General features: G+C 63.5%; 25 protein-coding genes and 1 pseudogene. 17 read left to right on the top strand and 9 right to left on the bottom strand.

Translation table 11 applies throughout. The annotated features are described in order from the left end of the window. The first annotated feature begins 21 nt into the window (after nucleotides 1-21). From AC1MLZ_RS17185 to AC1MLZ_RS17200, 4 genes are all read left to right on the top strand, one after another. Nucleotides 22-156, top strand: a complete 135-nt coding sequence (locus AC1MLZ_RS17185) for a hypothetical protein (RefSeq protein ID WP_267904487.1) — start codon at nucleotides 22-24, stop codon at nucleotides 154-156. Then, the gene (locus AC1MLZ_RS17190; protein WP_480959541.1) at nucleotides 140-1,975 is read left to right on the top strand and encodes a hypothetical protein; all 1,836 of its coding nucleotides are present in this window, start codon (nucleotides 140-142) and stop codon (nucleotides 1,973-1,975) included. The genes AC1MLZ_RS17185 and AC1MLZ_RS17190 overlap by 17 nt, the downstream gene beginning before the upstream one ends. A gap of 41 nt (nucleotides 1,976-2,016) precedes the next feature. Then, nucleotides 2,017-2,871, top strand: a complete 855-nt coding sequence (locus AC1MLZ_RS17195; protein ID WP_480961596.1) for a tyrosine-type recombinase/integrase — start codon at nucleotides 2,017-2,019, stop codon at nucleotides 2,869-2,871. A gap of 75 nt (nucleotides 2,872-2,946) precedes the next feature. Further along, nucleotides 2,947-3,894, top strand: coding sequence for an acetyl-CoA carboxylase carboxyltransferase subunit alpha (locus AC1MLZ_RS17200; RefSeq protein ID WP_480959542.1), 948 nt, complete (start codon nucleotides 2,947-2,949; stop codon nucleotides 3,892-3,894). Nucleotides 3,895-3,963: 69 nt separating this feature from the next. On the opposite strand, the gene AC1MLZ_RS17205 is transcribed toward AC1MLZ_RS17200, so the two are convergent. Together AC1MLZ_RS17205 and AC1MLZ_RS17210 are read right to left on the bottom strand one after the other, a co-directional pair. Beyond that, a complete protein-coding gene (locus AC1MLZ_RS17205) occupies nucleotides 3,964-4,140 on the bottom strand; it encodes a Flp family type IVb pilin (protein ID WP_480959543.1) in 177 nt (58 codons plus the stop codon). Nucleotides 4,141-4,265: 125 nt separating this feature from the next. Next, nucleotides 4,266-4,466, bottom strand: a complete 201-nt coding sequence (locus AC1MLZ_RS17210) for a Flp family type IVb pilin (RefSeq protein ID WP_480959544.1) — start codon at nucleotides 4,464-4,466, stop codon at nucleotides 4,266-4,268. 33 nt (nucleotides 4,467-4,499) lie between these two features. Between AC1MLZ_RS17210 and AC1MLZ_RS17215 the strand changes: the two genes are divergently transcribed. Further along, nucleotides 4,500-4,940, top strand: coding sequence for a (deoxy)nucleoside triphosphate pyrophosphohydrolase (locus AC1MLZ_RS17215; RefSeq protein ID WP_480959545.1), 441 nt, complete (start codon nucleotides 4,500-4,502; stop codon nucleotides 4,938-4,940). A 354-nt stretch (nucleotides 4,941-5,294) separates the two neighbouring features. Here AC1MLZ_RS17215 and AC1MLZ_RS17220 read toward each other — a convergent pair. After that, nucleotides 5,295-5,438 (bottom strand): annotated as a pseudogene (locus AC1MLZ_RS17220) (transposase); the annotation flags it as partial. 24 nt (nucleotides 5,439-5,462) lie between these two features. Here AC1MLZ_RS17220 and AC1MLZ_RS17225 point away from each other — a divergent pair. The 4 genes from AC1MLZ_RS17225 (at nucleotide 5,463) to AC1MLZ_RS17240 (ending at nucleotide 7,615) form a co-directional block, all read left to right on the top strand. After that, nucleotides 5,463-5,825 carry an AraC family transcriptional regulator gene (locus AC1MLZ_RS17225; RefSeq protein WP_480959546.1) on the top strand — a complete coding sequence of 121 codons (363 nt, stop codon included), beginning with the start codon at nucleotides 5,463-5,465 and terminating at the stop codon, nucleotides 5,823-5,825. A gap of 5 nt (nucleotides 5,826-5,830) precedes the next feature. After that, nucleotides 5,831-6,040 carry a helix-turn-helix domain-containing protein gene (locus tag AC1MLZ_RS17230; RefSeq protein WP_480959547.1) on the top strand — a complete coding sequence of 70 codons (210 nt, stop codon included), beginning with the start codon at nucleotides 5,831-5,833 and terminating at the stop codon, nucleotides 6,038-6,040. A gap of 129 nt (nucleotides 6,041-6,169) precedes the next feature. Next, nucleotides 6,170-7,132 (top strand): SDR family oxidoreductase, encoded by a 963-nt coding sequence (locus tag AC1MLZ_RS17235; protein WP_480959548.1) that lies wholly within the window; start codon nucleotides 6,170-6,172, stop codon nucleotides 7,130-7,132. Between the two features lie 54 nt (nucleotides 7,133-7,186). After that, the gene (locus tag AC1MLZ_RS17240) at nucleotides 7,187-7,615 is read left to right on the top strand and encodes an SDR family NAD(P)-dependent oxidoreductase (RefSeq protein ID WP_480959549.1); all 429 of its coding nucleotides are present in this window, start codon (nucleotides 7,187-7,189) and stop codon (nucleotides 7,613-7,615) included. A gap of 324 nt (nucleotides 7,616-7,939) precedes the next feature. On the opposite strand, the gene AC1MLZ_RS17245 is transcribed toward AC1MLZ_RS17240, so the two are convergent. The 4 genes from AC1MLZ_RS17245 to AC1MLZ_RS17260 all read right to left on the bottom strand — a co-directional run bounded on the left by AC1MLZ_RS17245 (nucleotide 7,940) and on the right by AC1MLZ_RS17260 (nucleotide 11,937). Next, nucleotides 7,940-8,578, bottom strand: a complete 639-nt coding sequence (locus tag AC1MLZ_RS17245; protein WP_480959550.1) for a DedA family protein — start codon at nucleotides 8,576-8,578, stop codon at nucleotides 7,940-7,942. Nucleotides 8,579-8,585: 7 nt separating this feature from the next. Beyond that, nucleotides 8,586-9,341 carry a MipA/OmpV family protein gene (locus AC1MLZ_RS17250; RefSeq protein WP_480959551.1) on the bottom strand — a complete coding sequence of 252 codons (756 nt, stop codon included), beginning with the start codon at nucleotides 9,339-9,341 and terminating at the stop codon, nucleotides 8,586-8,588. Between the two features lie 194 nt (nucleotides 9,342-9,535). Beyond that, a complete protein-coding gene (locus tag AC1MLZ_RS17255; RefSeq protein WP_480959552.1) occupies nucleotides 9,536-10,582 on the bottom strand; it encodes an aldo/keto reductase in 1,047 nt (348 codons plus the stop codon). Nucleotides 10,583-10,620: 38 nt separating this feature from the next. Beyond that, on the bottom strand, nucleotides 10,621-11,937 hold the full coding sequence (locus AC1MLZ_RS17260; protein WP_480959553.1) for an MFS transporter: 1,317 nt from the start codon (nucleotides 11,935-11,937) through the stop codon (nucleotides 10,621-10,623). A 52-nt stretch (nucleotides 11,938-11,989) separates the two neighbouring features. On the opposite strand from AC1MLZ_RS17260, the gene AC1MLZ_RS17265 reads away from it, so the two are divergent. The 7 genes from AC1MLZ_RS17265 (at nucleotide 11,990) to AC1MLZ_RS17295 (ending at nucleotide 17,186) form a co-directional block, all read left to right on the top strand. Continuing rightward, nucleotides 11,990-12,988: an AraC family transcriptional regulator gene (locus AC1MLZ_RS17265; RefSeq protein WP_480959554.1), complete on the top strand. Its 999-nt coding sequence runs from the start codon at nucleotides 11,990-11,992 to the stop codon at nucleotides 12,986-12,988. Between the two features lie 220 nt (nucleotides 12,989-13,208). Next, on the top strand, nucleotides 13,209-13,571 hold the full coding sequence (locus tag AC1MLZ_RS17270) for a hypothetical protein (RefSeq protein ID WP_480959555.1): 363 nt from the start codon (nucleotides 13,209-13,211) through the stop codon (nucleotides 13,569-13,571). 137 nt (nucleotides 13,572-13,708) lie between these two features. Continuing rightward, nucleotides 13,709-14,455 (top strand): class I SAM-dependent methyltransferase, encoded by a 747-nt coding sequence (locus tag AC1MLZ_RS17275; protein WP_480959556.1) that lies wholly within the window; start codon nucleotides 13,709-13,711, stop codon nucleotides 14,453-14,455. Further along, nucleotides 14,455-14,757, top strand: coding sequence for a hypothetical protein (locus AC1MLZ_RS17280; RefSeq protein WP_480959557.1), 303 nt, complete (start codon nucleotides 14,455-14,457; stop codon nucleotides 14,755-14,757). Before AC1MLZ_RS17275 ends, AC1MLZ_RS17280 begins: the two co-directional genes overlap by 1 nt. Before the next feature lie 128 nt (nucleotides 14,758-14,885). Beyond that, the gene (locus AC1MLZ_RS17285) at nucleotides 14,886-15,356 is read left to right on the top strand and encodes a (2Fe-2S)-binding protein (RefSeq protein ID WP_480959558.1); all 471 of its coding nucleotides are present in this window, start codon (nucleotides 14,886-14,888) and stop codon (nucleotides 15,354-15,356) included. Nucleotides 15,357-15,409: 53 nt separating this feature from the next. Next, the gene (locus tag AC1MLZ_RS17290) at nucleotides 15,410-16,039 is read left to right on the top strand and encodes an Isoquinoline 1-oxidoreductase subunit (protein WP_480959559.1); all 630 of its coding nucleotides are present in this window, start codon (nucleotides 15,410-15,412) and stop codon (nucleotides 16,037-16,039) included. 22 nt (nucleotides 16,040-16,061) lie between these two features. Next, nucleotides 16,062-17,186 (top strand): molybdopterin cofactor-binding domain-containing protein, encoded by a 1,125-nt coding sequence (locus tag AC1MLZ_RS17295; RefSeq protein WP_480959560.1) that lies wholly within the window; start codon nucleotides 16,062-16,064, stop codon nucleotides 17,184-17,186. A gap of 40 nt (nucleotides 17,187-17,226) precedes the next feature. Here AC1MLZ_RS17295 and AC1MLZ_RS17300 read toward each other — a convergent pair. Further along, a protein-coding gene (locus AC1MLZ_RS17300) for an IS3 family transposase (RefSeq protein WP_128082060.1) occupies nucleotides 17,227-18,356 on the bottom strand; the annotation gives its coding sequence in 2 pieces (ribosomal slippage) (nucleotides 17,227-18,095 and nucleotides 18,095-18,356; 1,131 coding nt in all). Nucleotides 18,357-18,379: 23 nt separating this feature from the next. On the opposite strand from AC1MLZ_RS17300, the gene AC1MLZ_RS17305 reads away from it, so the two are divergent. After that, on the top strand, nucleotides 18,380-19,183 hold the full coding sequence (locus AC1MLZ_RS17305; RefSeq protein ID WP_480959561.1) for a molybdopterin cofactor-binding domain-containing protein: 804 nt from the start codon (nucleotides 18,380-18,382) through the stop codon (nucleotides 19,181-19,183). A gap of 161 nt (nucleotides 19,184-19,344) precedes the next feature. Here the strand turns inward: AC1MLZ_RS17305 and AC1MLZ_RS17310 are convergent, their stop codons facing one another. Then, nucleotides 19,345-20,385 (bottom strand): alpha/beta fold hydrolase, encoded by a 1,041-nt coding sequence (locus AC1MLZ_RS17310; RefSeq protein ID WP_480961597.1) that lies wholly within the window; start codon nucleotides 20,383-20,385, stop codon nucleotides 19,345-19,347. Nucleotides 20,386-20,391 lie beyond the last annotated feature (6 nt).

Here is a 20,391-nt window from a genome sequence, read left to right on the forward strand (position 1 = left end):
TCCACTACAAGGTTACGTCGTATGTCCCGTTTCATCGTCTCGGTCGTCGTCGTTCTTGTGGTCGTCGTCGGCGGCCTGTTCCTGCTGGCAGGGCGCGCGACCGAGCGTCCGCAGAGCCGCGTCGAAAAGGCCGTGACGCTTGCGAACCTCTCTTAAGGCGACGCTTACGGCGGCCGTCGCCGTCGGAGCACTGGTCGCGCTGGCGCCTGCGATCGGGCAGGATCGTCCCGAATCGATCCTGCCGCCTGGGTTCGGGGAGCCGCCCCCTGCGCCCGCACCACGCCCGACGCCGCCTGCCGCTACACAGCCGGCACGTCCGACCGATCCCGCGCAACCCGCCGCTCCGGCGACCGCACCCGCGCAGCCGGGCGCGATGATCCAGCCGTTGCCGCCGACGCTGCCGGGCGACGTGCCGCTGGCGCCACCTGTCGCGACGCCTGCACCGGTCGATCCGGCGGTGCTCGCGCAGTACGAGATGCCGGAATCCGCGCGTCGCTCGCTCGCGATGGTCGGTCCGGTCACGGCTAGCCAGGGCGGTCTCGATACCGATGCTTTCGGTGAAGCGGACGGTCAATATGTCGAGACGTTGATGCGCCGCCTGACCGCGCCGCTGCCGTCACGGTGGATGTCGATCCTCCTGCGCCGTGCGTTGGTGTCGCGCGTGGATACGCCGACGCGTACCAATGGCGCGGACTTCGCCGCCGAGCGTGCATGGCTCTTGCTGCGGATGGGCGAGTCCGTTGCCGCGCGTGCGGTCACGCAGAGTGTCGACACCGACAACTACACGCCGAAACTCTACCAGGTCGCGATGAATACGGCGCTGGCAACGGGAGATCCGGCCGGGTTCTGCCCGCTGGTTCCGGGCGCGATGCGCTACGCACCCGCACGCGGCTGGACGATGGCACAGGCGATATGCGCCGGGCTGTCGGGCAATCCGGCACAGGCTACCCCCCTGATCGCGACGGCCAAGCGCCGCAACGTCGCAAACGGCGTCGACATGCTGCTCGCGCAGAAGGTGGTGGGTGCGGGCGCGCAGGGGCGTCAGGCCGTGACGATCGAATGGGACGGCGTCGACCGGCTGACCGCGTGGCGGTTCGGTTTGGCGATGGCGACCGGTGTCGCGATCCCCGACGAATTGTATGCGACTGCCGGACCTCAGGTGAGATACTGGCAGGCGTTGTCGCCTTCGGTTGCGCTCGGCGCTCGACTTGCCCCCGCCGAAGCTGCGGCGGGGCAGGGGGTGCTCTCCAGTGCCGCGCTGGTCGATCTCTACGCCGCCGCTGCAACCGATGACGATACGCAAAGCACCGCGACCGCGACCGCCAACGATCTCCAGACCGCCTATGCCGACCGCAGTCCGGATGCGCGACTGAAGGCGCTGCGCCAGCTCTGGGGCGGTGCGGACGCGCGACCCGAATATGCACGTCTCGTGCTGACCGCGCGCGCCGCGGCGCGGATGAACCCGGCGCTGGCGAAGGCCGAAGCCGATCCGCTGGTGGCATCGATGCTATCCGCCGGGCTGGATCGCACGGCCGCGCGCTGGCTCGGAACCGTCCCGGCCGGCGGCGACGCCTGGGCGATGATCATGCTCAGCGATCCCGATGCGCATCGCCGGCTGAGCTATTCCGACCTCGCTTCGTATTCGGGCGGCGAAGGTGATTCGGCGTTGAAGCAGCGTATGCTGTTCGCCGGACTTGCCGGGTTGGGACGTCTCGACCAGGGCGATATCGAGCGCGCGGCACAGTCGCTCGGCGTCCGGATCGGTGCGGACAATGCGTGGACCCGCGCGCTTGATCGCGCCGCACGCGATGGCCAGGCCGGGACGGTGGTCCTGCTCGCAGCTGTCGGCATGCAGGCGGCAAGCTGGAAGGACATTCCCCCGGAGGCGCTTTACCGGATCGTCGGTGCACTCCGCGGTGTCGGCCTCGACGGCGAGGCGCGGATGATCGCTGCCGAGGCGATCGCGCGCGCGTGAGCCACGCAAGCGATCGCGCACTGATCGATCGGTTTTTGGAGATGATGGCGGCGGAGGCAGGCGCTGCGCCCAACACCGTCGCCGCCTATCGCAGTGACCTGACGCTCGCGTCTCAAACGCTCGACGGCGGCTTGGTCGAGGCGGATGCGGATGCGCTGGCGACGGTATCGGGCAGCTGGTCCGCACTATCTCGCTCGACCGTGAGCCGAAAGTCCGCCTCGCTCCGCCGCTTCTTCGCGTTCCTCGCCGATGAAGGTCACCGTGCCGACGATCCCGGCAAGGCGCTTCCCCGGCCGGGCGCGGCGCGCGCGCTTCCCAAGGTGTTGAGCCACGCCGATATCGACCGGCTGTTCGCGACAATCGCCGAACGCGCCGCGCGCGATCCGCTGGACCCCAACGACCTGCGCCTCTCCGCGCTGTTCGAGCTCCTTTACGGCTCCGGCCTGCGCGCGACCGAACTGGTCAGCCTGCCGCGCAACGCGGTCCATCCAGACCGCCCGTTCCTGATTCTGCGCGGCAAGGGCGGACGCGAACGGCTCGTCCCCATCTCGGACCGTGCGCGTGCTGCGGTGGCGCTCTGGCGTACGCATGTCGCGACGGATCGCCTGTGGCTTTTCCCCTCGGGCAAGGGCCATCTTTCGCGCATCCGCCTGTACCAGCTCGTGAAGGCAATCGCCGCGGAGGCCGGCATCCCGCCGGACCGCGTCAGCCCGCACGTCCTCCGTCACGCCTTCGCTACGCATCTCCTCGCGGGCGGCGCCGATTTGCGTGCGCTGCAATCCATGCTCGGCCACGCCGATATCGCGACCACCGAGATCTACACGCACGTCGATTCGAGCCGCCTCGTCGAACTCGTCAACACACGTCACCCGCTTGCCGATCTGCCCCCGCGTTGACGCGAACAGGGTGGCGCGTTGACGCGAACAGGGCGGCGCGTTGACGCGGACGCGCCCGCACCGTAACCGCGGCGGATGCCAAGCTTCCTCGACTTCGAGAAACCGATCGCCGAACTCCAGGGTCGGATCGACGAACTCCGCGACACCGCCGCAGAAGGCAGCGTCGATCTCGCCGCCGACATCGCCCGCTTGCAGGCGAAGTCCGACAAGCTGCTGAAGGACACCTTCGCGCGCCTGACGCCGTGGCAGAAGACACAGGTCGCGCGCCATCCCGAGCGTCCGCACTTCAAGGATTACGTCGCCGCGCTGTTCGACGAGTTCGTGCCGCTCGCCGGCGACCGCGCGTTCGGCGACGACCAGGCGATCATCGGCGGCTTCGCGACCTTCCGGGGCCGCAAGATCATGGTGCTCGGCCATGAGAAGGGCGACGATACCGCCAGCCGCCTCCGCCACAATTTCGGCATGGGCAAGCCCGAGGGCTACCGCAAGGCGATCCGCCTGGTCGAACTCGCCGACCGATTCGGCCTGCCGATCGTTACGCTGGTCGACACCTCGGGCGCATTCCCCGGCATCCAGGCCGAAGAGCGTGGCCAGGCGGAGGCGATCGCCCGCTCGACCGAGGCATGCCTCAACGCCGGTGTTCCGATCGTTTCGGCGATCGTCGGCGAGGGTGGCTCGGGCGGCGCGGTTGCGCTGGCGGCCGGCAACCGCGTGCTGATGTTCGAACATGCGATCTATTCGGTGATCAGCCCCGAAGGCTGCGCCTCGATCCTGTGGCGCACCGCCGACAAGGCCCCCGAAGCCGCCGAAGCGATGCGCATCACCGCGCAGGACCTGAAGTCGTTCGGCGTGATCGACGATATCGTGACCGAACCTCTTGGGGGCGCCCACAGGGACCGTGTCGCGGCGATCGGCGCGCTGGGCAATGCGTTGTCTAGCGCGCTAGGTGAACTCGTGGCGATGACTCCGGCCGAACTGCGCCATGATCGCCAAGCCAAGTTCCTGAAAATGGGACGCCTGTAATCCTCACGTAATGAGGGCGGCGGAACCGAGGTTCCGCCGCCCAACATTAGCTTGTCGATCGGTAGATCGTTAAGCGGGGGTCGCGCTGCCCAAGCTGTTCGAGACGTTCTTGAACGTCTTGTTCAGGTTCGTGCCCAGCGTCGTCATCGTGGCGATAGCGGCAACGGCGATCAGTGCGGCGATCAGGCCGTACTCGATGGCGGTCGCGCCCTTGGAATTCTTGAAAAAGTTGCGGATCGTCTTCATTCCGGTCTCCATCGTTGGATTGCTTCAGTGTCACCCGGCTGCACCGGACGGGCCGGATCAGCATTCCGACGGATACAAGTGGTGGGTTGAGAAAGGTTTAAGGTGGACCCAGATTCTTTTCGGAGTCAGCGAGCCTTGGTCACCTTCGTGGCGACATTGTTCCACAGTCCGGTGGTCGAGTCCGCGAGCGCGATCAGGCCTACGAACATCGCGATGACGACGAGCGCAAGGATCAGCCCATATTCGATCGCCGTCGCCGCCCGGGTCTCGCGCCACGCACGTGCAATCGTTCGAGTGGCCAGGGCTATTGCGTAACGTATCGACATCGTCGCACGTCATATTCAGGGGAGACTTAAGGAATGACCAACGACTTGCCCGCGTCGGCATGCCAATCGGCCGTTCCGCTCATTTTGCCCGTCGTGGCGGCGGCGCTCGTCGATCTGGAAGGTCGTGTGCTCCTCCAGCAGCGCCCGGAGGGAAAATCACTAGCGGGTCTTTGGGAGTTTCCCGGAGGCAAGGTCGAGCCGGGCGAAACGCCAGAGGCTGCGTTGATCCGCGAGCTCGAGGAGGAACTGGCGATTGCCGTGCCCCATGCGTGCCTTGCGCCTGCTGCCTTCGCCAGCGCGCCGCTGGGAAGTCGCCATCTACTGCTGCTGCTATACATTACGCGCAAATGGAGTGGGGTGCCTCGTGCGATCGAGGCGACCGCGCTGCGTTGGGTGAGGCCGACGGACATGCACACCCTGCCGATGCCCCCCGCGGATCGGCCCCTGATCGGCCTGCTCGACGCGCTTATTTAACCGTGACCCCGGATGCACGTCGCATGATCTGCCCCGTTTGATGCATCCGAACACGAATCCGAATGGTTGGTGCACAGGTATGCCGGCTCGCCGCTCAACCTTTGGCTCGTCACCATGGCTGGCCGGCATACTTTAAGTTCAAAATCGGACTTGATCCGGCCGATCCGGACGCGCATGGTCTATGTCGCCGGCTGCGTCCCAAGACCGTATCCGGCTAGCCGGACTGCGGCTCGCACGCGTTAATCCCTTTTCTCGAGCGAGCCGTTTCCGCTGCAATATTCGGGATACCTTGCCGTACGAACGTAGCTGTCCGGTCGTCGTTCTACGCTGACCTCTAGGGTCGGGACTCGTTGATCAGAGCCAGAAGATGACGGTGGCGGCGAGCGCGATAGCGGAGAAGAAGACGGTCGGGCATCGATCGTAGCGAGTGGCGACGCGACGCCAGCCCTTCAGACGGCCGAACGTAATCCCGATACGGCTCCGGCTTCGTTTCAACCGGAAGCCCAGACCCCGCCCGCGCTTATGTCCGCCGTGCTGGGCTTCATCGAAGCCCGAGGTGGCGGCCAAGGTCGCTTCCAGACGCCTATGGCCAACATCCATTTCGCACAGTCATTCCATGAGAATATGCCCGTCCATAACCTGTACCGGCTCTCGCTGTGCGTCGTTCTGAAGGGCGCCAAGGAAATCCTCTTCGGCGACACGATGCTGCGATACGAGGAGATGGAATACCTGATCATCAGCTTCGAGATTCCAGCCAGCGGGCGCATGGTGGGAGCGACGCAGATCAAGCCGTATATTGGGATGATGATCGACTTCGACGTCTCGGTTCTGCGCGAGGTGTTGCAGCAACTGACCAATCCTTTCATCAGCACTTCAAGGCGATGACGTCGATGACCCCGGTCCAATATCAGAAGCAGCTTCGGCTGTTCGAGGCTCGCCGCTTGATGGTATCCGACAACGCGAACGTGTCCGATGCGGCTTATCAAGTAGGTTACGAAAGTGCGTCGCAGTTCAGCCGTGAATATGCCAGATCGTTCGGCACGGCCCCGAAGCGCGACGTCATGAACTTCAAGGCGATGTTGGCGGCCGCGATACGCTGAATATATCGTTGTCAGGAATGCTGGTCTGTAGGATCAGGCACGTAAATTCCGGATTCCGGCATGGGTATTTGGTCCTGTAAATCCTATCCGTTTGAAGACGCCACAACGGCTCTTCGAAAGGTGTACGCGATGGTCCGTTGGACAGCTTCTGATATTCCTCCTCAGAACGGCCAGACGGTCGTGGTAACTGGTACGGGCGGACTTGGCTTCGAGGATGCGCGAGCGTTGGCGCGTGCGGGCGCCACGGTAATCATCGCGGGCCGCGATCCGAATAAGGGTGCCGATGCCGTAAGCCGCATTCATGGCGAAACGCCGGGAAGTGCCGTGCGGTTTGAGCAGCTGGACCTCGCGGACTTGCGCTCGGTCGCCGCGTTCGCCGAGCGACTGGGGAGCGATCAGGATAGCCTCGATCTGCTCATCAACAATGCGGGTGTGATGGTTCCGCCCCGGCGCAAGGTGACGGCGGACGATTTCGAGCTCCAGTTCGGCACCAACTATCTTGGCCACTTCGCACTAACCGCGCGCCTTCTGCCACTGCTACGCCGCAGCAGGAATGCACGTGTGATCTCGCTGTCGAGCATTGCGGCGCCACAAGGTGCGATCAACTTCGACGATTTGAACGCTCGGCATGGCTACAAGCCTGGGCCAGTCTACGCGCAATCGAAGCTCGCGTGCCTCATGTTCGCATTTGAGCTGCAGCGACGGAGCGACGCAGCCGGATGGGGAATAGCCAGCATCGCAGCGCATCCGGGCGTCTCCCGGACCGACCTGTTGCACAACGGGCCGGGCCGCCGCAGCATCCACGGGCTGATACGCACCTATCTGCCGTTCATGTTCCAGCCCGCCGCCCGCGGCGCGTTGCCGACGCTCTACGCGGCAACGTCGCCGCAAGCACTGCCGGGAGCTTATTACGGCCCGGACGGGATTGCGGAGATCCGGGGGTGGCCAACGTTGGCGAAGGTGCCGCCGCAGGCCTCAGATCAGGCAGTCGCCGCTCGCCTGTGGGACGTGTCGGAGGCGCTGGCGGGCGTGAAGTTCGCAGATCACATGCCCGTCTCTCCTCCGCATCTTCAGGCAAAGCCGGCCCGGTAGGTTGGCGCCACGACCGCCGCTCTTTGGCACCTGCAACCAATGAAAGAATGTATCATGACCAACGATCATCGTGTCGCACTCGTCACGGGCGCCAACAAGGGTATCGGACTCGAGATCGCCCGCCAGCTGGCAGAGGCCGGTCTGACCGTTCTAATCGGCGCGCGCGATCCCGGGAGAGGCCGGAAGGCCGCGAACGATCTTGCCGCATCTGGCCTGAGAGTCGAGTTCGTGCAGCTTGATGTGACGGACGAGGCGAGCATCGCCGCCGCGGCGAATGACGTCGCAGATCAGGGAGCGGTTCCATTCGGATATCCAGCTCCATACGCCGTGCAGCACGATGAAGTCGAAAATCGGGAGGTCGTCTCGGCCGCGAATTCAGCAAACGAGTCGTCGAACAGGCGAAGGTCCGCGCCCGAGGCATCCGCCAGTGTAGCCGCATGGACGTTGATGGAGACGCCCTGCCCAAACCCCAGTTCGAGGTAGACCGGTTCCGCGATCGAGGGTGGTTGAACGCCTGCTGCGATGGCGGCGAGTCTCAGCATCGCCGAGTTCATCTCTCTATAATATCCGTACGTGTAATTGAGATCTGTGAAGTACCCTTCGGTCCAATCCATTTACATAGGCTTTCATTCAGTGTGGCAGCCAGACAATAAGTGCGGATTGGTCTAGACTATTGGCGCGGAATTGCGCGCCGGCGAAGATAGTGAACGTAGAACGCGCTGGAGTAATCATCTCTTGCACTGCGCCGAGCCCATTATTGAGATTTATCGTTCCCGAAATACTCTGCGGGGAGATTTTTTCGGCACCTTATTGTCCGGATGTTCGGTGAGCCGTTGATGTCGACGCCGTTCCGCCTCGCCGGCGCCTAGTCAGATACGTGACGACTAAGAAACCGGCTGGCAGGACGAGTATCGCTGCGCTGACGACCGAGGCGTTGGTCGGGCCTCCCAACCGCACGATCACGAAGCCGATCGCGATGAAGATGGTGTTCCAGATGGTAAGCCCGGCTAGGGTCGCGATCGAGAAACGCCGCCAATCATGCGGCGTGGCTCCTGCGATCAGCGGCGCGACGAGCCGCGCGGCGGGCAGGAGTTGCGCGACGAACGGCAGCACGCTGCTGCGGCGTTGCAGGCTGCGCAGATAGAGGCCCAGACGGTCGCGACGGCGCAGAAGACTGCGTATGCGGATCGCGCGCCCCTCTCCGGCCGCGATGCGGATGCCGACGCGATAGCCAGTGAACGCGCCCGCTCCACTCCCCAGAACAGACATGATTATGGCGACGGGCAACCCCCACGCTCCTTCCGCCGCGGCAACGCCGATCGCGGCGTAGAGGCCGTGGGAGGGCAGGATCGGCACGATCCGTTCGAAGAGCGCCATGAGGAAGATGCCGGCGACGCCCAGCGGCGCTGCGAACATCAGGATGTCTCCAAGCGGATCGTCAGTCACGAGCGGCTCAGAACCTGTAGGAAAGCATGAGGCCACCAGCAGGCTGCCAACGGCTGCCATCTTCGGTGATCGGACTGTCAGCGATGTCGCCGACGAGATAGCTGGCGCCCGCGCGTGCCGTGAGGCCCAGATGATCGCTGAACCAATAGCCAGCGGTTATCCCGGTACCGACATCCCTGATCCCCGCGCCCGGTCGATATGCTGCCAACCCGCTCGCCGCGGCCGCAGCCGCGTCGATACCGAAATAGGTGCGTGTATAGTCTTGGTTCGCCCAAGTGGTTTGCGCGCCGAAGGAGAGGAAGAAGTCCTTCTGGCGAACGGCAGCGTAGCTCACGCTTGCGGTGGCCAGAAGGCCGTTATGGGTTTGCGAGACATCGTGGACCAGGGATAGCTCCGTTTGGAGCGAGCCTTGGCCTGACTGATTGCCGCCAAACCGATAGCCGACGAACGCACCCGCTTCGATTGCCGTGCCGATGTTGGGCAGCAACCCGACGGGTCCATCCGCGTCGTTGCGCGGAAGACGCATACCGAGCACCGGCCCGATCGAGAGACGCGAATCCGGGACAACGTCGACGCGCAGGCCAGAACCGCCGACCTGGACGTTGATGCCGCTCCACCTGATGTCGGCGACTACGAACGGGAACACACGCATGTCCCCGGACCCGTCGAATTCGGGAACGACGCCCGGTCCGATGGCAACCACGCCGTGCGGGGAGCCGTCGTCGGAAGGACCGGCCTGTGCTTGAGCGGTGCCAGCGGTCATCGCGGCAACGCCGCAGGCGAGAATGGTCGGAAGTAAGTTACGCATGGATGACGCTTTCGGAAGAGGGGCGGCAGCGCCACCGAAGGAACTCGGTTGACGGGTCTCCTTCGGTGGGCCGCAAGGTCGCCCCGGGGGGGGTAGGGGGGTGACCTCGCTACGGAACCGCGGGATGAAAGAACCTCGCAGTTCCGATCTCAATCCACCTCGGACTCGGTTTCGAGCGGAGCCTTCGGTGGAGCTTGGCGCGTGCGCTGCATCCAGGCGGGATATTCAGGCGCCAGCGCGCTGGCAGCGTTCAGTTCGGCGAGGTCGTCGGCGGTGAGCACCAGCTCGGTCGCACCGACATTGTCGTCGAGCTGTGCGACGCGCTTGGCACCCACGATCACGCTTGTGACGTGCGGTTGATGCAGCAACCAGGCGAGCGCGATCCGGGCGACGCTGACGCCGTAGCCCTTCGCGATGCCTTCCATCACGTCGATCACGTCATAAGCGTGTTCCATTTGCACCGGGGGAAAGTCGAAGGTCGTCCGCCGACTGCCGCCTTCGCCTTGCCTATCGCGACCGTATTTGCCGCTCAGCAAGCCGCCTGCCAGCGGACTCCAGACCAACAGGCCAAGCTTCTCGGCCTTGATGAGCGGCACGAGCTCGCGCTCGAGATCGCGCCCGGCGAGCGTGTAATAATTCTGCGTCGTTGCGATCTTGGTGAGGTTCAGCCGCTCGCTGTGGCCCAACGCGCGCGCGATTTGCCACGCCGACCAGTTCGAGACGCCGACGTAGCGGACCATTCCCTGCCGCACGAGCGTGTCGAGCGCGTCGAGGCTTTCCTCGATCGGCGTGACGGTGTCGATGTTGTGAAGCTGGTAGAGGTCGATATGATCGACCTGGAGACGCTTCAGGCTGGCCTTGACGCTGTCGAGGATATGTCCGCGCGAGTTGCCGGCGTCGTTCGGCCCCGTACCCGTCGGGCCGCACACCTTCGTGGCGATCACGACATCTTCGCGCCGGACGCCGAGGTTCTTGAGCGCTTGGCCGACGATCTCTTCCGATGCGCCAGCGGAGTAGATATCCGCGGTATCGATGAAATTGATGCCGTGGTCGAGCGCGCGGGAGATCAGCGCCTGCGCATCGTCGAGCTGGACGTTGCCCATGTTCGCCCACATGCCCTGGCCGCCGAAGGTCATGGTGCCGAGGCAGAGTTCGGACACGAACAGGCCGGTATTGCCGAGAGTCTTGTACTTCATGAGACAGGTCCTTGAGAGACGGAACGCAGGTTCAGCGGTCAGTGCTGCCGAAGCACGACGGCGACGCGCCGATTGGCGACGAGGAAGGCCAGGCCGGTCAGCACGCTGGCGATGGGAACGATCAACAATGCCAGAGGAAGGCCGTTGGCACCTTGCTGCGTACCGACCGCGTCGCTGACCATCCCGACGAACAGCGGGCCCAATGCCGGGCCGAGGAGGCCGGAGCCGATCATGCCGAGGCTGGAGGCCATCGCTTCATTGCCTTTGCCGGCAACGAGATGACCGGCACCGAACGACCATGGCAGCAGGAACGAGAAGGACAGCATGGTCGGCACCAGCAAGGCGACCGACAGCCATGCAATTGGCGTGAAGAGCGCCGCCGTCATCGTCACGCTGGCGAACAGGAACAGCACGGCCGGAGGGCCGACGACGCGACCATGCCCGGCGCGCACCGATCGATCGAACCACCGCCCGCCGCCCATGGTGCCGATTATACCCATCAAGCCCTGCAGGAGCCCGAAGGCGAGCCCCGCCTGACTTGCGGTAAAACCATGCGTGCGCATCAGGAACGCCGCCCCGAATGCATAGAAGGGTGCGCCCGCGAACCCGGCGAGGATTGCACCGATGAACAGCCAGCGAAATCCGGGAGACGAAAGCAGGCGCAGGCTCGCCGGGATAAAGGGTTCGCTCGTCGCGGCGGCACGCTTTAACGGTGGAGTCGGTCCTGCGGCGACAAGCACCAGCAAGGCGATCAATCCGCCGATCACGCCGGCACCGAGCAGAACGGCACGCCACCCGATTGAATCCCCGAGTGCTCCGCCCAGTGCAAACCCCGCCATCGTCCCGAGCGGAATGCCCATGGAGGAAATCCCGATCGCCAGGCCCCGGCGCTCCGGCATGATCTTGCGGGCGATCAGCGCATGGGCTGACGGCATCGCGCCGGCCTCACCCAGCGCGACGCCGAATCGCGTTAGGGCGAGAAGGAAGAAGCTGACGGCTAAACCGCCAAAGGCCGTCATCGCGCTCCAGATCATGATGCATGCGACCAGTACGAGGCGAGGAGACCCTCGATCGGACGCACGCGCCAGCGGGAGCGATAACAGCGCGTAGCAGACCGCGAAGGCTATCCCGGTCAACAGCCCGATCTGGGTGTCGCTAAGTGTAAGATCGGCCTTAATCGATTCTGCAAGAATGAACGGGAGTATTCGGTCTATCTGACTGAATGCGCTTACGAAAAACAGCGCGGCCAAGAGCATGACTGCCCGTCCTCCCTGGAGGAGTTCATTATCCTTTTTCTCTAAGGAATTTGGCACGATGGCATCTATTACTATTGACGGGGCGATGGTTTCTGGCATGTTGTCATTCGCCTCGCTTGGGTTGGCACCAACAAGCTAGAGGGATCGAGCGATGGTCAGAATGCCAGAAACCGGAAAAATCTTGCCTTTTCCTGCAATCGGCCCAATCCGAGGGCCTTCGGAGCGCGTTTCGGCAAAACACCGCGCAGATTGGGACGGCGTGTTGTCAGCGCTTCTCGCCGCAGCGAATGCCTATGCGGATGCGCAGGGCGGTGGGGAAGGCTTCTTCCCCGTGCTCAACACCGGCGTGCATATGATCCGCTCATACCAGCACCACGAAAATCATGACGTGTATCAGCCTTCGCTCTGCATCACATTGCAGGGAGCAAAGCGATTTCTCGTCGGCAACGAGACGCTCAATTACGGTCCGATGCAGTGTTTGGTTGTGAGTCTGGATATTCCGGCCTGCGGACGGATCGTCGCCGCGAGTCCGGACCTTCCTTTTGTCGGCGTCGCGATAGCGTTCGACCCCGGGATGATGCGCGAGGTGCTGGAACTGCTCGAAACGCCTCCTGTTCCTTCGACGAACAGCAGCCGAAGCGTGTTCGTGGCCGACGTCGATGGCCCGCTTGCCGATTGCGTCCTGCGTATGATCAAGCTGACCGAGACGCCAAAGGCCATCCCGATCCTCTACCCGGCGTTGATGCGCGAGTTTTATTACTGGCTGCTGAGCGGCCCGAATGCATCGGAGCTGTGCAAGCAGGCCATGCCGGACACACATCTCGAACGCATCGCCAGAGCGATCTACCTCATGCGCGGTAACTTCGCCCAGACACTCCGGGTGGAACAATTGGCCGCGGTCGCGCACATGAGCATTTCGTCTTTCAGCCAGCACTTCAAGGCGTTGACTTCGGTGACGCCGCTCCAGTTCCAGAAGCAACTTCGTTTGCTCGAGGCGCGGCGTCTGATGATGACGGATCAGGTTAGTGTCGCGGAAGCGGCCTATCAGGTCGGCTACGAGAGTCCCTCGCAGTTCAGTCGCGAATATTCTCGCGCATTCGGTGTCGCGCCCAAGCGCGACGCGCTGAACCTCAAGGTCGCGATGGGATAGCTGTCCGTCCCGATCGTCGCGATGAGGCCGCGGGCGTGAGGCTTGCTGAGAGCCAAATGCTTGACGTCCACCTTGGAGGACTAGGCAAGTGTTCTGCGAGATCGGGCATGGAGCTTGGTGGTCTCATGGACGCATTATGCTGCCGGATAGCAGGATGCGCCCAATAACCTGACGCGCTGTACGGGCCTGCTGCCGGCAACTCTGCCGATGGAGAAGCTTGATGTTCATGGATCTGTCACCGCCGATTGCGGGCGCGGAGGCGAAGGCGGAGATTCGGCCTGCCGTTGCCACGACGCGCCTTTCCTACTTGGAGCGTATGGCCGTCGTAATCGGGATCAACGACGGAACGATCGCCCATCGGCGATCGGGTTTGCAAAATCTCCTGATCTTTTTCGCTAACCCAAGGCCTATTTCGCTCGCCGATCCGCGCCTGGAAGCGCTGCGGGCCTACACCGAGTTGGCTCGCGCTTTGTTCCCGCAAAGCGTCCAGGCAGCGAGCCTGGAGAAAGCAGGCTTTTCGACGCCGCAAATCCGGGAACTGCTTCAGATGATCGTCAACGGGATCCGGCCCCGATTGACGTAGAGAGTCCAACCCTGCGCGCGCATCTCAAGCTGGCCTGAACTGGACAGCGGCTTCGCAGCACTGGACGCGGATCGGGCAACCTCGATCATCGCGGGCACGACGTCACCAACACCCCCACTTGCCAAGCAGATTGGACCATGATGACCTCAGCGAAAAGCACCGTTTTGACACGGTGGAAGCGCTATTGCTTCGATCTGGGCAGCGATAACAGCCTTTCTTACGAGAACGGCATACCGCTGGCGCAGCCGCAAATCGTATCGAGCGATCTTCGACTCAGAGCGGCAGACGATCGCGGTCCGGGTGTTAGCAGCCCCTGGGATTCGGCCCGGTTCCTCCTCGAGTGGCTACGGGACCCTGTCGGCACTGCGGCGTTGGTGCCCTCCGGCAAGGCGCTCGTATCATTGATCACGGGAAGCATTGACGGGCAGGCGGGAGCGGTGCTCGAGCTTGGTACGGGAACGGGCGTGTTTACGCGCGGACTGATTGCGCGCGGCGTCGCCGAATGCGACCTGACGTTGGTCGAGCAGAACCCGAACTTCTCGGGTATGCTGAAGCGGCGCTTTCCGCGTGCGACGATCCTCGGCATCGACGCAGCCGACCTGGGCCGTCTCAAAGGCGCTGAAACCCGGGCGTTCGGAGCAGCGGTCTGCGGGCTGGGCTTGCGGAACATGGAGGCCGGCCAGGTCGAGGCTATCTTGCGCGCTGCGTTCACGCGCATGAAGCCTAGCGCCGCACTCTACCTCTTCACCTATGGCCTGCGTTGCTCCGTGTCCGATGAGATACTCGATCGGCTCGGGCTTGGCGCCGAGCGTGTTGGGACAACCTTTCGCAATGTGCCCCCGGCATCTGTCTACCGCATTGCCTGTCTCTCGGTCGCGCGCTGATGGTTCCCCACATTCAACTGGCGCGCGACCGTTTTATGAAGCTGGACTATCTGCTGGGCTGGGCGGTGAACGCTTTCATCGTCGTGGTTTTTCCCGCGCGGTTGGGATCGTTGGCCGCGCCCTTGTCGGTTTTCCTTGCCTATGCGGTGGCCGCCGGGACCGCGCTGACCTTTGTCGAAGACGTGAGATATGCGCGCGAGCTTTTCGTCCGCTCGGACATTCGCCACTATCTGCAGGTGCGGATTGCAATCGTCATGCTCGTCGGCATCGTTCCGTTCATGGCGGGTGGCGCGTTCTTCTAACTTCGGTTGAACGGAAGCCCGACGTCCTCCCGTAGGAACGGGCATGATTTCTGAAGGAATGGGCGTTCTCTGCGCCTCCGACCCGACATACCCTCAGCGGCATGATCACAGCAGCCCAAGCCTAGCCCGTGCGATATTCCCTTTCCGTAAACGGTGAGATCCGCCACGTCGATGAGGACGGGCAGACGCCACTTCTCTGGGTACTTCGCGATGTGCTGAAGCTGACGGGGACGAAATATGGCTGTGGTATAGCGCAGTGCGGCGCCTGCACGGTCCATGTTGACGGTCAACCGATGCGCTCATGCTCGCTTGCACTGGACGTAGCGGCGGGATCGGAAATCGTCACGATCGAGGCGGTCGCGGGAATCCAGGCCAACGCGGTGCGTGATGCGTGGGTTGCCCGCGACGTGCCGCAATGCGGCTTTTGCCAGTCGGGCCAGATCATGAGCGCGGTGGCTCTGCTGCGCAGCGTCCCGAAGCCGACCGACGCCGATATCGACATCGCCATGAGTGGCAATTTGTGCCGCTGCGCAACCTACAACCGCATTCGGGCCGCGATCCACGATGCCGCCGATGTAATCGGGGCGGTCCAATCGTGAGGTGGCGTCGCGCACCGGGCGAGCGGCGGCGTCGGCGGTTCGGCTGCCTGCCCATGTTGGTGCTGGCCATCGCGGCGATCGTTCTCGTCTCAGCGATCGTCTTTCGTCCGCAGCCATTGCCGGACGCACAATCGTTGGCTGCCAATCATCCGCCAATCGACCTCGTGCACCTGCGCGCTGTCATGGCCTTCACGGCCATCACCGACCCGACGGTCCGGTCGGTCTCCTTGTTCGAGGAAGCCGGGCGCGTAATTCAGCACCCCCGTTGCATGAACTGTCACCCACGCACTGATCGTCCGACCCAGACCGATGCCATGCGCCCGCATATTCCGTGGGTCACGCGCGGCCTCGACAACGCCGGCGCACCGGCGTTGCGCTGCTCGACCTGTCACCACGACAGCAATTTCGAGCCCTCGGGCGTGCCCGGCAATCCCAAGTGGAAGCTAGCACCTATCGAGATGGCTTGGCAGGGCAAGACGCTGGGCGAGATTTGCCGGCAGATTCTCGATCCGACGCGCGCGCACATGGAGCGCGACAAACTGCTCCATCACCTCGCGGAGGACGAGCTTGTCGGTTGGGCGTGGCATCCTGGCGGCAAGCGCACGCCTGCACCGGGCACGCAAGCCGAGTTCGGTGCCCTTATTGAGGCGTGGCTCGAGACAGGTGCCAAATGTCCTGCATGAGCCTGCAAACAGGAGATCGTCCATGATCGATACGCCGGCCCGCAAGCGCGGTCTCCACATGACGCGCCGCAAGATGATCCTCGGCGGCTCTTTGGTCGGTGGAGCGCTGGTGGTAGGTTATGCCGCCACGCACCCGATGGAGATTGGCGGGGCGATATTGAGCGGTGGCGGCCGCAGTCCCGAACCAAGCGCCTTCGGCTCCTTCGTTCGTATCTCCCCTGATGGTTGGGTGACGATCGTCAACAAGCAGCAGGAACTGGGGCAGGGCATCCATGCCGGCATCGCCGCGATCGTCGCAGAAGAGCTTGATGCGGATTGGGACCGGGTGCGGGTCATCGACTCGCGGAGTAATTTCCGTGCCTATGGTGTGCAGGGAACTGCCGGGTCGAACTCGATCGCGTCGAACTGGGATGGCATGCGCAACGCAGGCGCCGCAGCGCGCTCCATGTTCGTCGACGCGGCCGCACTTCGCTGGAGCATCCCGCGTCGCCTGATCGTAGTCCGGGACGGGGTTGTGTCGCATCCTTCGTCTAACCGCTCCGCAACCTTCGCGGACTTGCTTACCGACGCCGCCCGGCAGACGCCGCCGCAGTCGCCGACGCTGAAGCTCGCGAAGGACTTTCGCCTGATCGGCACGGATCGGGTGAGGCGAAAGGACAGTCTGCCAAAGACTACGGGCGCTCAGGTCTACACGCAGGATATCCAGCGTCCCGATATGCTGGTCGCGATGGTCGCGCACAGCCCGCGCTTCGGGGGCAAGCTGGTGCGTTTCGACCCGTCCGATGCACGAAAGATCAAGGGCGTCGTCGATGCCTTCGCTATCGAAACCGGGGTCGTGGTCGTCGCTGAAACCACCTTCGCCGCAAAGCGGGGGCGTGACGCCTTGCGCATCGAATGGGATGACAGCGAGGCAGAGAAACGCTCCACGTCCGAGCTCATCCGCTATTATCACGATATCGCAGCCGGACGCAGCGACCTGGACTCGAGCGATTTCACGTCCAAGGGCGATGAACCGGAGACGCCGTTCACCGGCGATGTCGTGGAGTTCGGATTCGACTTCCCGTATCTCGCTCATGCGCCGATCGAGACGCTTGACTGCGTGGCCAGTGTGAATGGCTGGGATGTAGAGGTGGCCCCGGTTGTCTGAACAGGCTCGCGGTCTGGATAAGTGGATCGCCGCTGGTTGATCATGCCGCTGCGAGAAGCGGCTGGTCGAAGTATACCTGGTCCGGTGTCCTGGTACCAAGGGCTGAATGTGGCCGGATGCTGTTATAAAATGCAAAGTATCGGCCGATGCCGGCGCGTGCTTCCGGGACTGAGGTGTATGCGTTGAGGTACACGTCCTCGTATTTCACCGAGCGCCAGAGGCGCTCCACGAACACGTTGTCGCGCCAGCAACCCTTTCCATCCATGCTAATGGCGATCTTCTCTCGGTGAAGGACAGCGGTGAAAGCCGCACTGGTAAATTGCGAGCCCTGGTCGCTGTTGAAGATCGTAGGCTTGCCATAACGGGCGAGCGCTTCCTCCAGTGCCTCGATACAAAACGCGACATCCATTGAGATCGACACCCGCCAAGCCAGCACCCGCCGGGTAAACCAATCGACGATAGCGACCAGATAGACGAAACCGCGCGCCATGGGCACATACGTGATATCGGTCGCCCAAACTTGGTTCGGCCGCGTCACCGCCAGCTTGCGCAGCAGATAGGGATAGATCTTGTGACCCGTCGCCGGTTTCGACGTGTTCGGACGGCGGTAGATCGCCTCTAGCCCCATCCGCTTCATCAGCGTCGCAACATGCCGTCGTCCGATGCTCACATCCTCCTGACGGAGCAGATCGCGCAGCATCCGGCTCCCGGCGAACGGATAGAGCAGATGAAGTTCGTCGATCCGGCGCATGATCGCCAGGTCAGCCGAGGATACAGGCCGCGGAAGATAGTAGATGCTGCCGCGGCTGATCTCGAGCTGCTGCGCCTGATGGGTCAGCGGCAACTCATGGTCACGGTCGATCATCGCTTTGCGCTCGGCAACAGACCGGCCTTCCCGAGCGCACCGGCCAAAAAATCGTTCGCCAGCGTCAGCTCACCAATCTTGGCGTGCAGCACGGTTATATCGACCGCTGGTTCGCTCGCTGCCGGAACCGCTCCGAACACGTCTGCCGCCCCCTCCAGCAGCTTGGACCGCCACTGGTTGATGAGGTTCGGGTGCACCTCATACTCCTGCGCCAGCTCGGCCAGCGTCTTCTCACCCTTCACAGCAGCCAGCGCCACCTTGGCCTTGAATGCCGGACTGTGGTTCCGGCGGGGTCGCTTGCTCATCTTGCTTCCTCTTCGCGGCCAGCATGGCCGCTGTCAGATCGGCAATCCACTTATCCCCGCTGTTCAGATTCCTAGAACCACCTCTCATTACGAACTCTCCTTACTTCTCGACAGCCTCCACCGTCGACGGGAAGGTCTTCAGCCCTGACTTTTCGGTGCCGGTCACCTTCTGGCGCTCCGTCGGTCACTCGCACACCGGCATGGTGATGGAGCATATCATCGACCAGCTCGCCCGGCGCGCCGATCGCGATCCGGCGGCTTACCGACGTGCGCTCTACCAGAAAGCGGGCGACAAACGCCGGTTGGCGGTGCTCGACGCGATTTGCGACAAAGCGGGCTGGGGCCGGCCGCTCGAAGCCGGCTGGGCACGGGGTCTGGCGATCCACGAGGCGTTCGGCACCATTGTCGGCCAGATTGCCGAAGTGCGACTGGTGGAGGGCTGCCCCGCTGTGCGCCGCGTCGTTGCCGTCGTGGACTGCGGGATCGCTGTTTCTCCCGACCAGATCGCAGCGCAAATGGAAGGCGGGATCGGGTTCGGTCTGTCAGCGGCGCTTTACGGGGCGATCACGCTTAAGGATGGTGTTGTTCAAGAGACCAACTTCGATCGCTATCCGATCCTTCGCATGAACGAGATGCCAGCAGTCGAGACCCACATCCTCCCATCCAGCAATCGGCCGACCGGCATGGGGGAGTGCGGTGTTCCGCCCATTGCGCCTGCGGTTGCAAACGCCATCCTCGCCTTGACCGGGTCCCCGACGCGGAGCTTGCCGTTCCTGCCCATCGGCGCTGCCAGTGCAGGTTTCTCCATGGGGGAGCGGTCTGGCTGATGGCGGTTGCGATGCTTCAAACGTCGTCGGGCAGGTTTGTTGACGCGGAAGGAGAGTTGCCCTGGTAGCGTGTCTCAATCGGACCGATGCTGAAAAACTCGCCAAGCCGGCGTCGATCTTTTTTGTGACTGATCGGTAACGCCGACGATCGGCGCTCCGGTTCAAGATTCCCCGGGTAGATTCTCCACTTTGCTACCCGATTTGCACAGCGCGAATAACGAAGCCTCGTCAAGCCAGCCCTCTACTGCACGGGCGACCCCCTCCGGGTCCTCCAGCATCACCATATGCCCCGCCTCGACGACGATCTCGGTCAGCGCCGTGCAGTCCTCCCGCATGGGCTCGGCAAGGCCGCTGTGCATCGTGTCACACACGGTGTCACGGTTGGCATGAATGAAGAGCGCCGGCAGATCGATCCGGCCGAACCCAGATGCCTCGCGAGCGAATGCCGCGTTGTCGGCATCGTTGAGATACCAGGCGTTCGCGCCGCGGAAGCCCGTTCGGTCGAAGGCGGTAACGAACGCCTCGAACATCGCTTCGCTCATCATCGTCTCGTCCCGCGCCATCGGCGGTGCGCGTCGCTCCGGGCCGAAGAAGCCGCCACGTGAACGCAACTCGGAAAACTTCGACGGCTTGCCGACCACGTCCGGCGCCGTGCGGCGAAACAATGCCGCGATAGTCGCCCGGACATCAGCCTCCAGGGCGCTCGCTGCAGGGCCGGCGTGCTCACGATGGTAAAGCCAGTAGTCGAACTGGCCGGCGGGATAGTGATCTACCGGATAGAGTCGTCGGTCGACGGTCGCGATCATGTTCTCGGCCGTGTTGCCACGCGCGAAGTACGGCACGCAGAGCGCCACCACGCCATGGCATCGATCGGGATGATGCGCAGCGATCGACCAGACGGGCGCGCAACCCCAATCGTGCCCCACCCATATCGCGGGAGACCCGCCGAGCGCGTCATGCAGTTCGACCATGTCGCGCGTGATCTCCCGCACAGAATAGTCGCAAGTTCGCGTCGGCGCGGACGAGCCCCCATAGCCGCGCATGTCGGGCGCTACGCAGCGCCAGCCCATGGCGGCGAAATGTTCCAGCTGGTGTTCCCAGATGATGCCCAGTTCGGGCCAGCCATGTACGAAGATCATGAGCGGTCCGTCGGATGGGCCGGCTTCGGTGAAGGCGGTCCGGTGTCGAGCGGTCTCCAGCATACCGGG

Source organism: Sphingomonas sp. PEI4 (genome assembly GCF_056679955.1).

Bases quoted from the DNA above. Each gene is read 5' to 3' on its own strand.
- AC1MLZ_RS17185 (WP_267904487.1), top strand. From the start codon at position 22: ATGTCCCGTTTCATCGTCTCGGTCGTCGTCGTTCTTGTGGTCGTCGTC.
- AC1MLZ_RS17195 (WP_480961596.1), top strand. From the start codon at position 2,017: ATGATGGCGGCGGAGGCAGGCGCTGCGCCCAACACCGTCGCCGCCTAT.
- AC1MLZ_RS17200 (WP_480959542.1), top strand. From the start codon at position 2,947: ATGCCAAGCTTCCTCGACTTCGAGAAACCGATCGCCGAACTCCAGGGT.
- AC1MLZ_RS17205 (WP_480959543.1), bottom strand. From the start codon at position 4,140: ATGAAGACGATCCGCAACTTTTTCAAGAATTCCAAGGGCGCGACCGCC.
- AC1MLZ_RS17210 (WP_480959544.1), bottom strand. From the start codon at position 4,466: ATGTCGATACGTTACGCAATAGCCCTGGCCACTCGAACGATTGCACGT.
- AC1MLZ_RS17215 (WP_480959545.1), top strand. From the start codon at position 4,500: ATGACCAACGACTTGCCCGCGTCGGCATGCCAATCGGCCGTTCCGCTC.
- AC1MLZ_RS17225 (WP_480959546.1), top strand. From the start codon at position 5,463: ATGTCCGCCGTGCTGGGCTTCATCGAAGCCCGAGGTGGCGGCCAAGGT.
- AC1MLZ_RS17230 (WP_480959547.1), top strand. From the start codon at position 5,831: ATGACCCCGGTCCAATATCAGAAGCAGCTTCGGCTGTTCGAGGCTCGC.
- AC1MLZ_RS17235 (WP_480959548.1), top strand. From the start codon at position 6,170: ATGGTCCGTTGGACAGCTTCTGATATTCCTCCTCAGAACGGCCAGACG.
- AC1MLZ_RS17240 (WP_480959549.1), top strand. From the start codon at position 7,187: ATGACCAACGATCATCGTGTCGCACTCGTCACGGGCGCCAACAAGGGT.
- AC1MLZ_RS17250 (WP_480959551.1), bottom strand. From the start codon at position 9,341: ATGACCGCTGGCACCGCTCAAGCACAGGCCGGTCCTTCCGACGACGGC.
- AC1MLZ_RS17255 (WP_480959552.1), bottom strand. From the start codon at position 10,582: ATGAAGTACAAGACTCTCGGCAATACCGGCCTGTTCGTGTCCGAACTC.
- AC1MLZ_RS17260 (WP_480959553.1), bottom strand. From the start codon at position 11,937: ATGCCAGAAACCATCGCCCCGTCAATAGTAATAGATGCCATCGTGCCA.
- AC1MLZ_RS17265 (WP_480959554.1), top strand. From the start codon at position 11,990: ATGGTCAGAATGCCAGAAACCGGAAAAATCTTGCCTTTTCCTGCAATC.
- AC1MLZ_RS17270 (WP_480959555.1), top strand. From the start codon at position 13,209: ATGTTCATGGATCTGTCACCGCCGATTGCGGGCGCGGAGGCGAAGGCG.
- AC1MLZ_RS17275 (WP_480959556.1), top strand. From the start codon at position 13,709: ATGATGACCTCAGCGAAAAGCACCGTTTTGACACGGTGGAAGCGCTAT.
- AC1MLZ_RS17280 (WP_480959557.1), top strand. From the start codon at position 14,455: ATGGTTCCCCACATTCAACTGGCGCGCGACCGTTTTATGAAGCTGGAC.
- AC1MLZ_RS17290 (WP_480959559.1), top strand. From the start codon at position 15,410: ATGTTGGTGCTGGCCATCGCGGCGATCGTTCTCGTCTCAGCGATCGTC.
- AC1MLZ_RS17295 (WP_480959560.1), top strand. From the start codon at position 16,062: ATGATCGATACGCCGGCCCGCAAGCGCGGTCTCCACATGACGCGCCGC.
- AC1MLZ_RS17305 (WP_480959561.1), top strand. From the start codon at position 18,380: ATGGCCGCTGTCAGATCGGCAATCCACTTATCCCCGCTGTTCAGATTC.
- AC1MLZ_RS17310 (WP_480961597.1), bottom strand. From the start codon at position 20,385: ATGCTGGAGACCGCTCGACACCGGACCGCCTTCACCGAAGCCGGCCCA.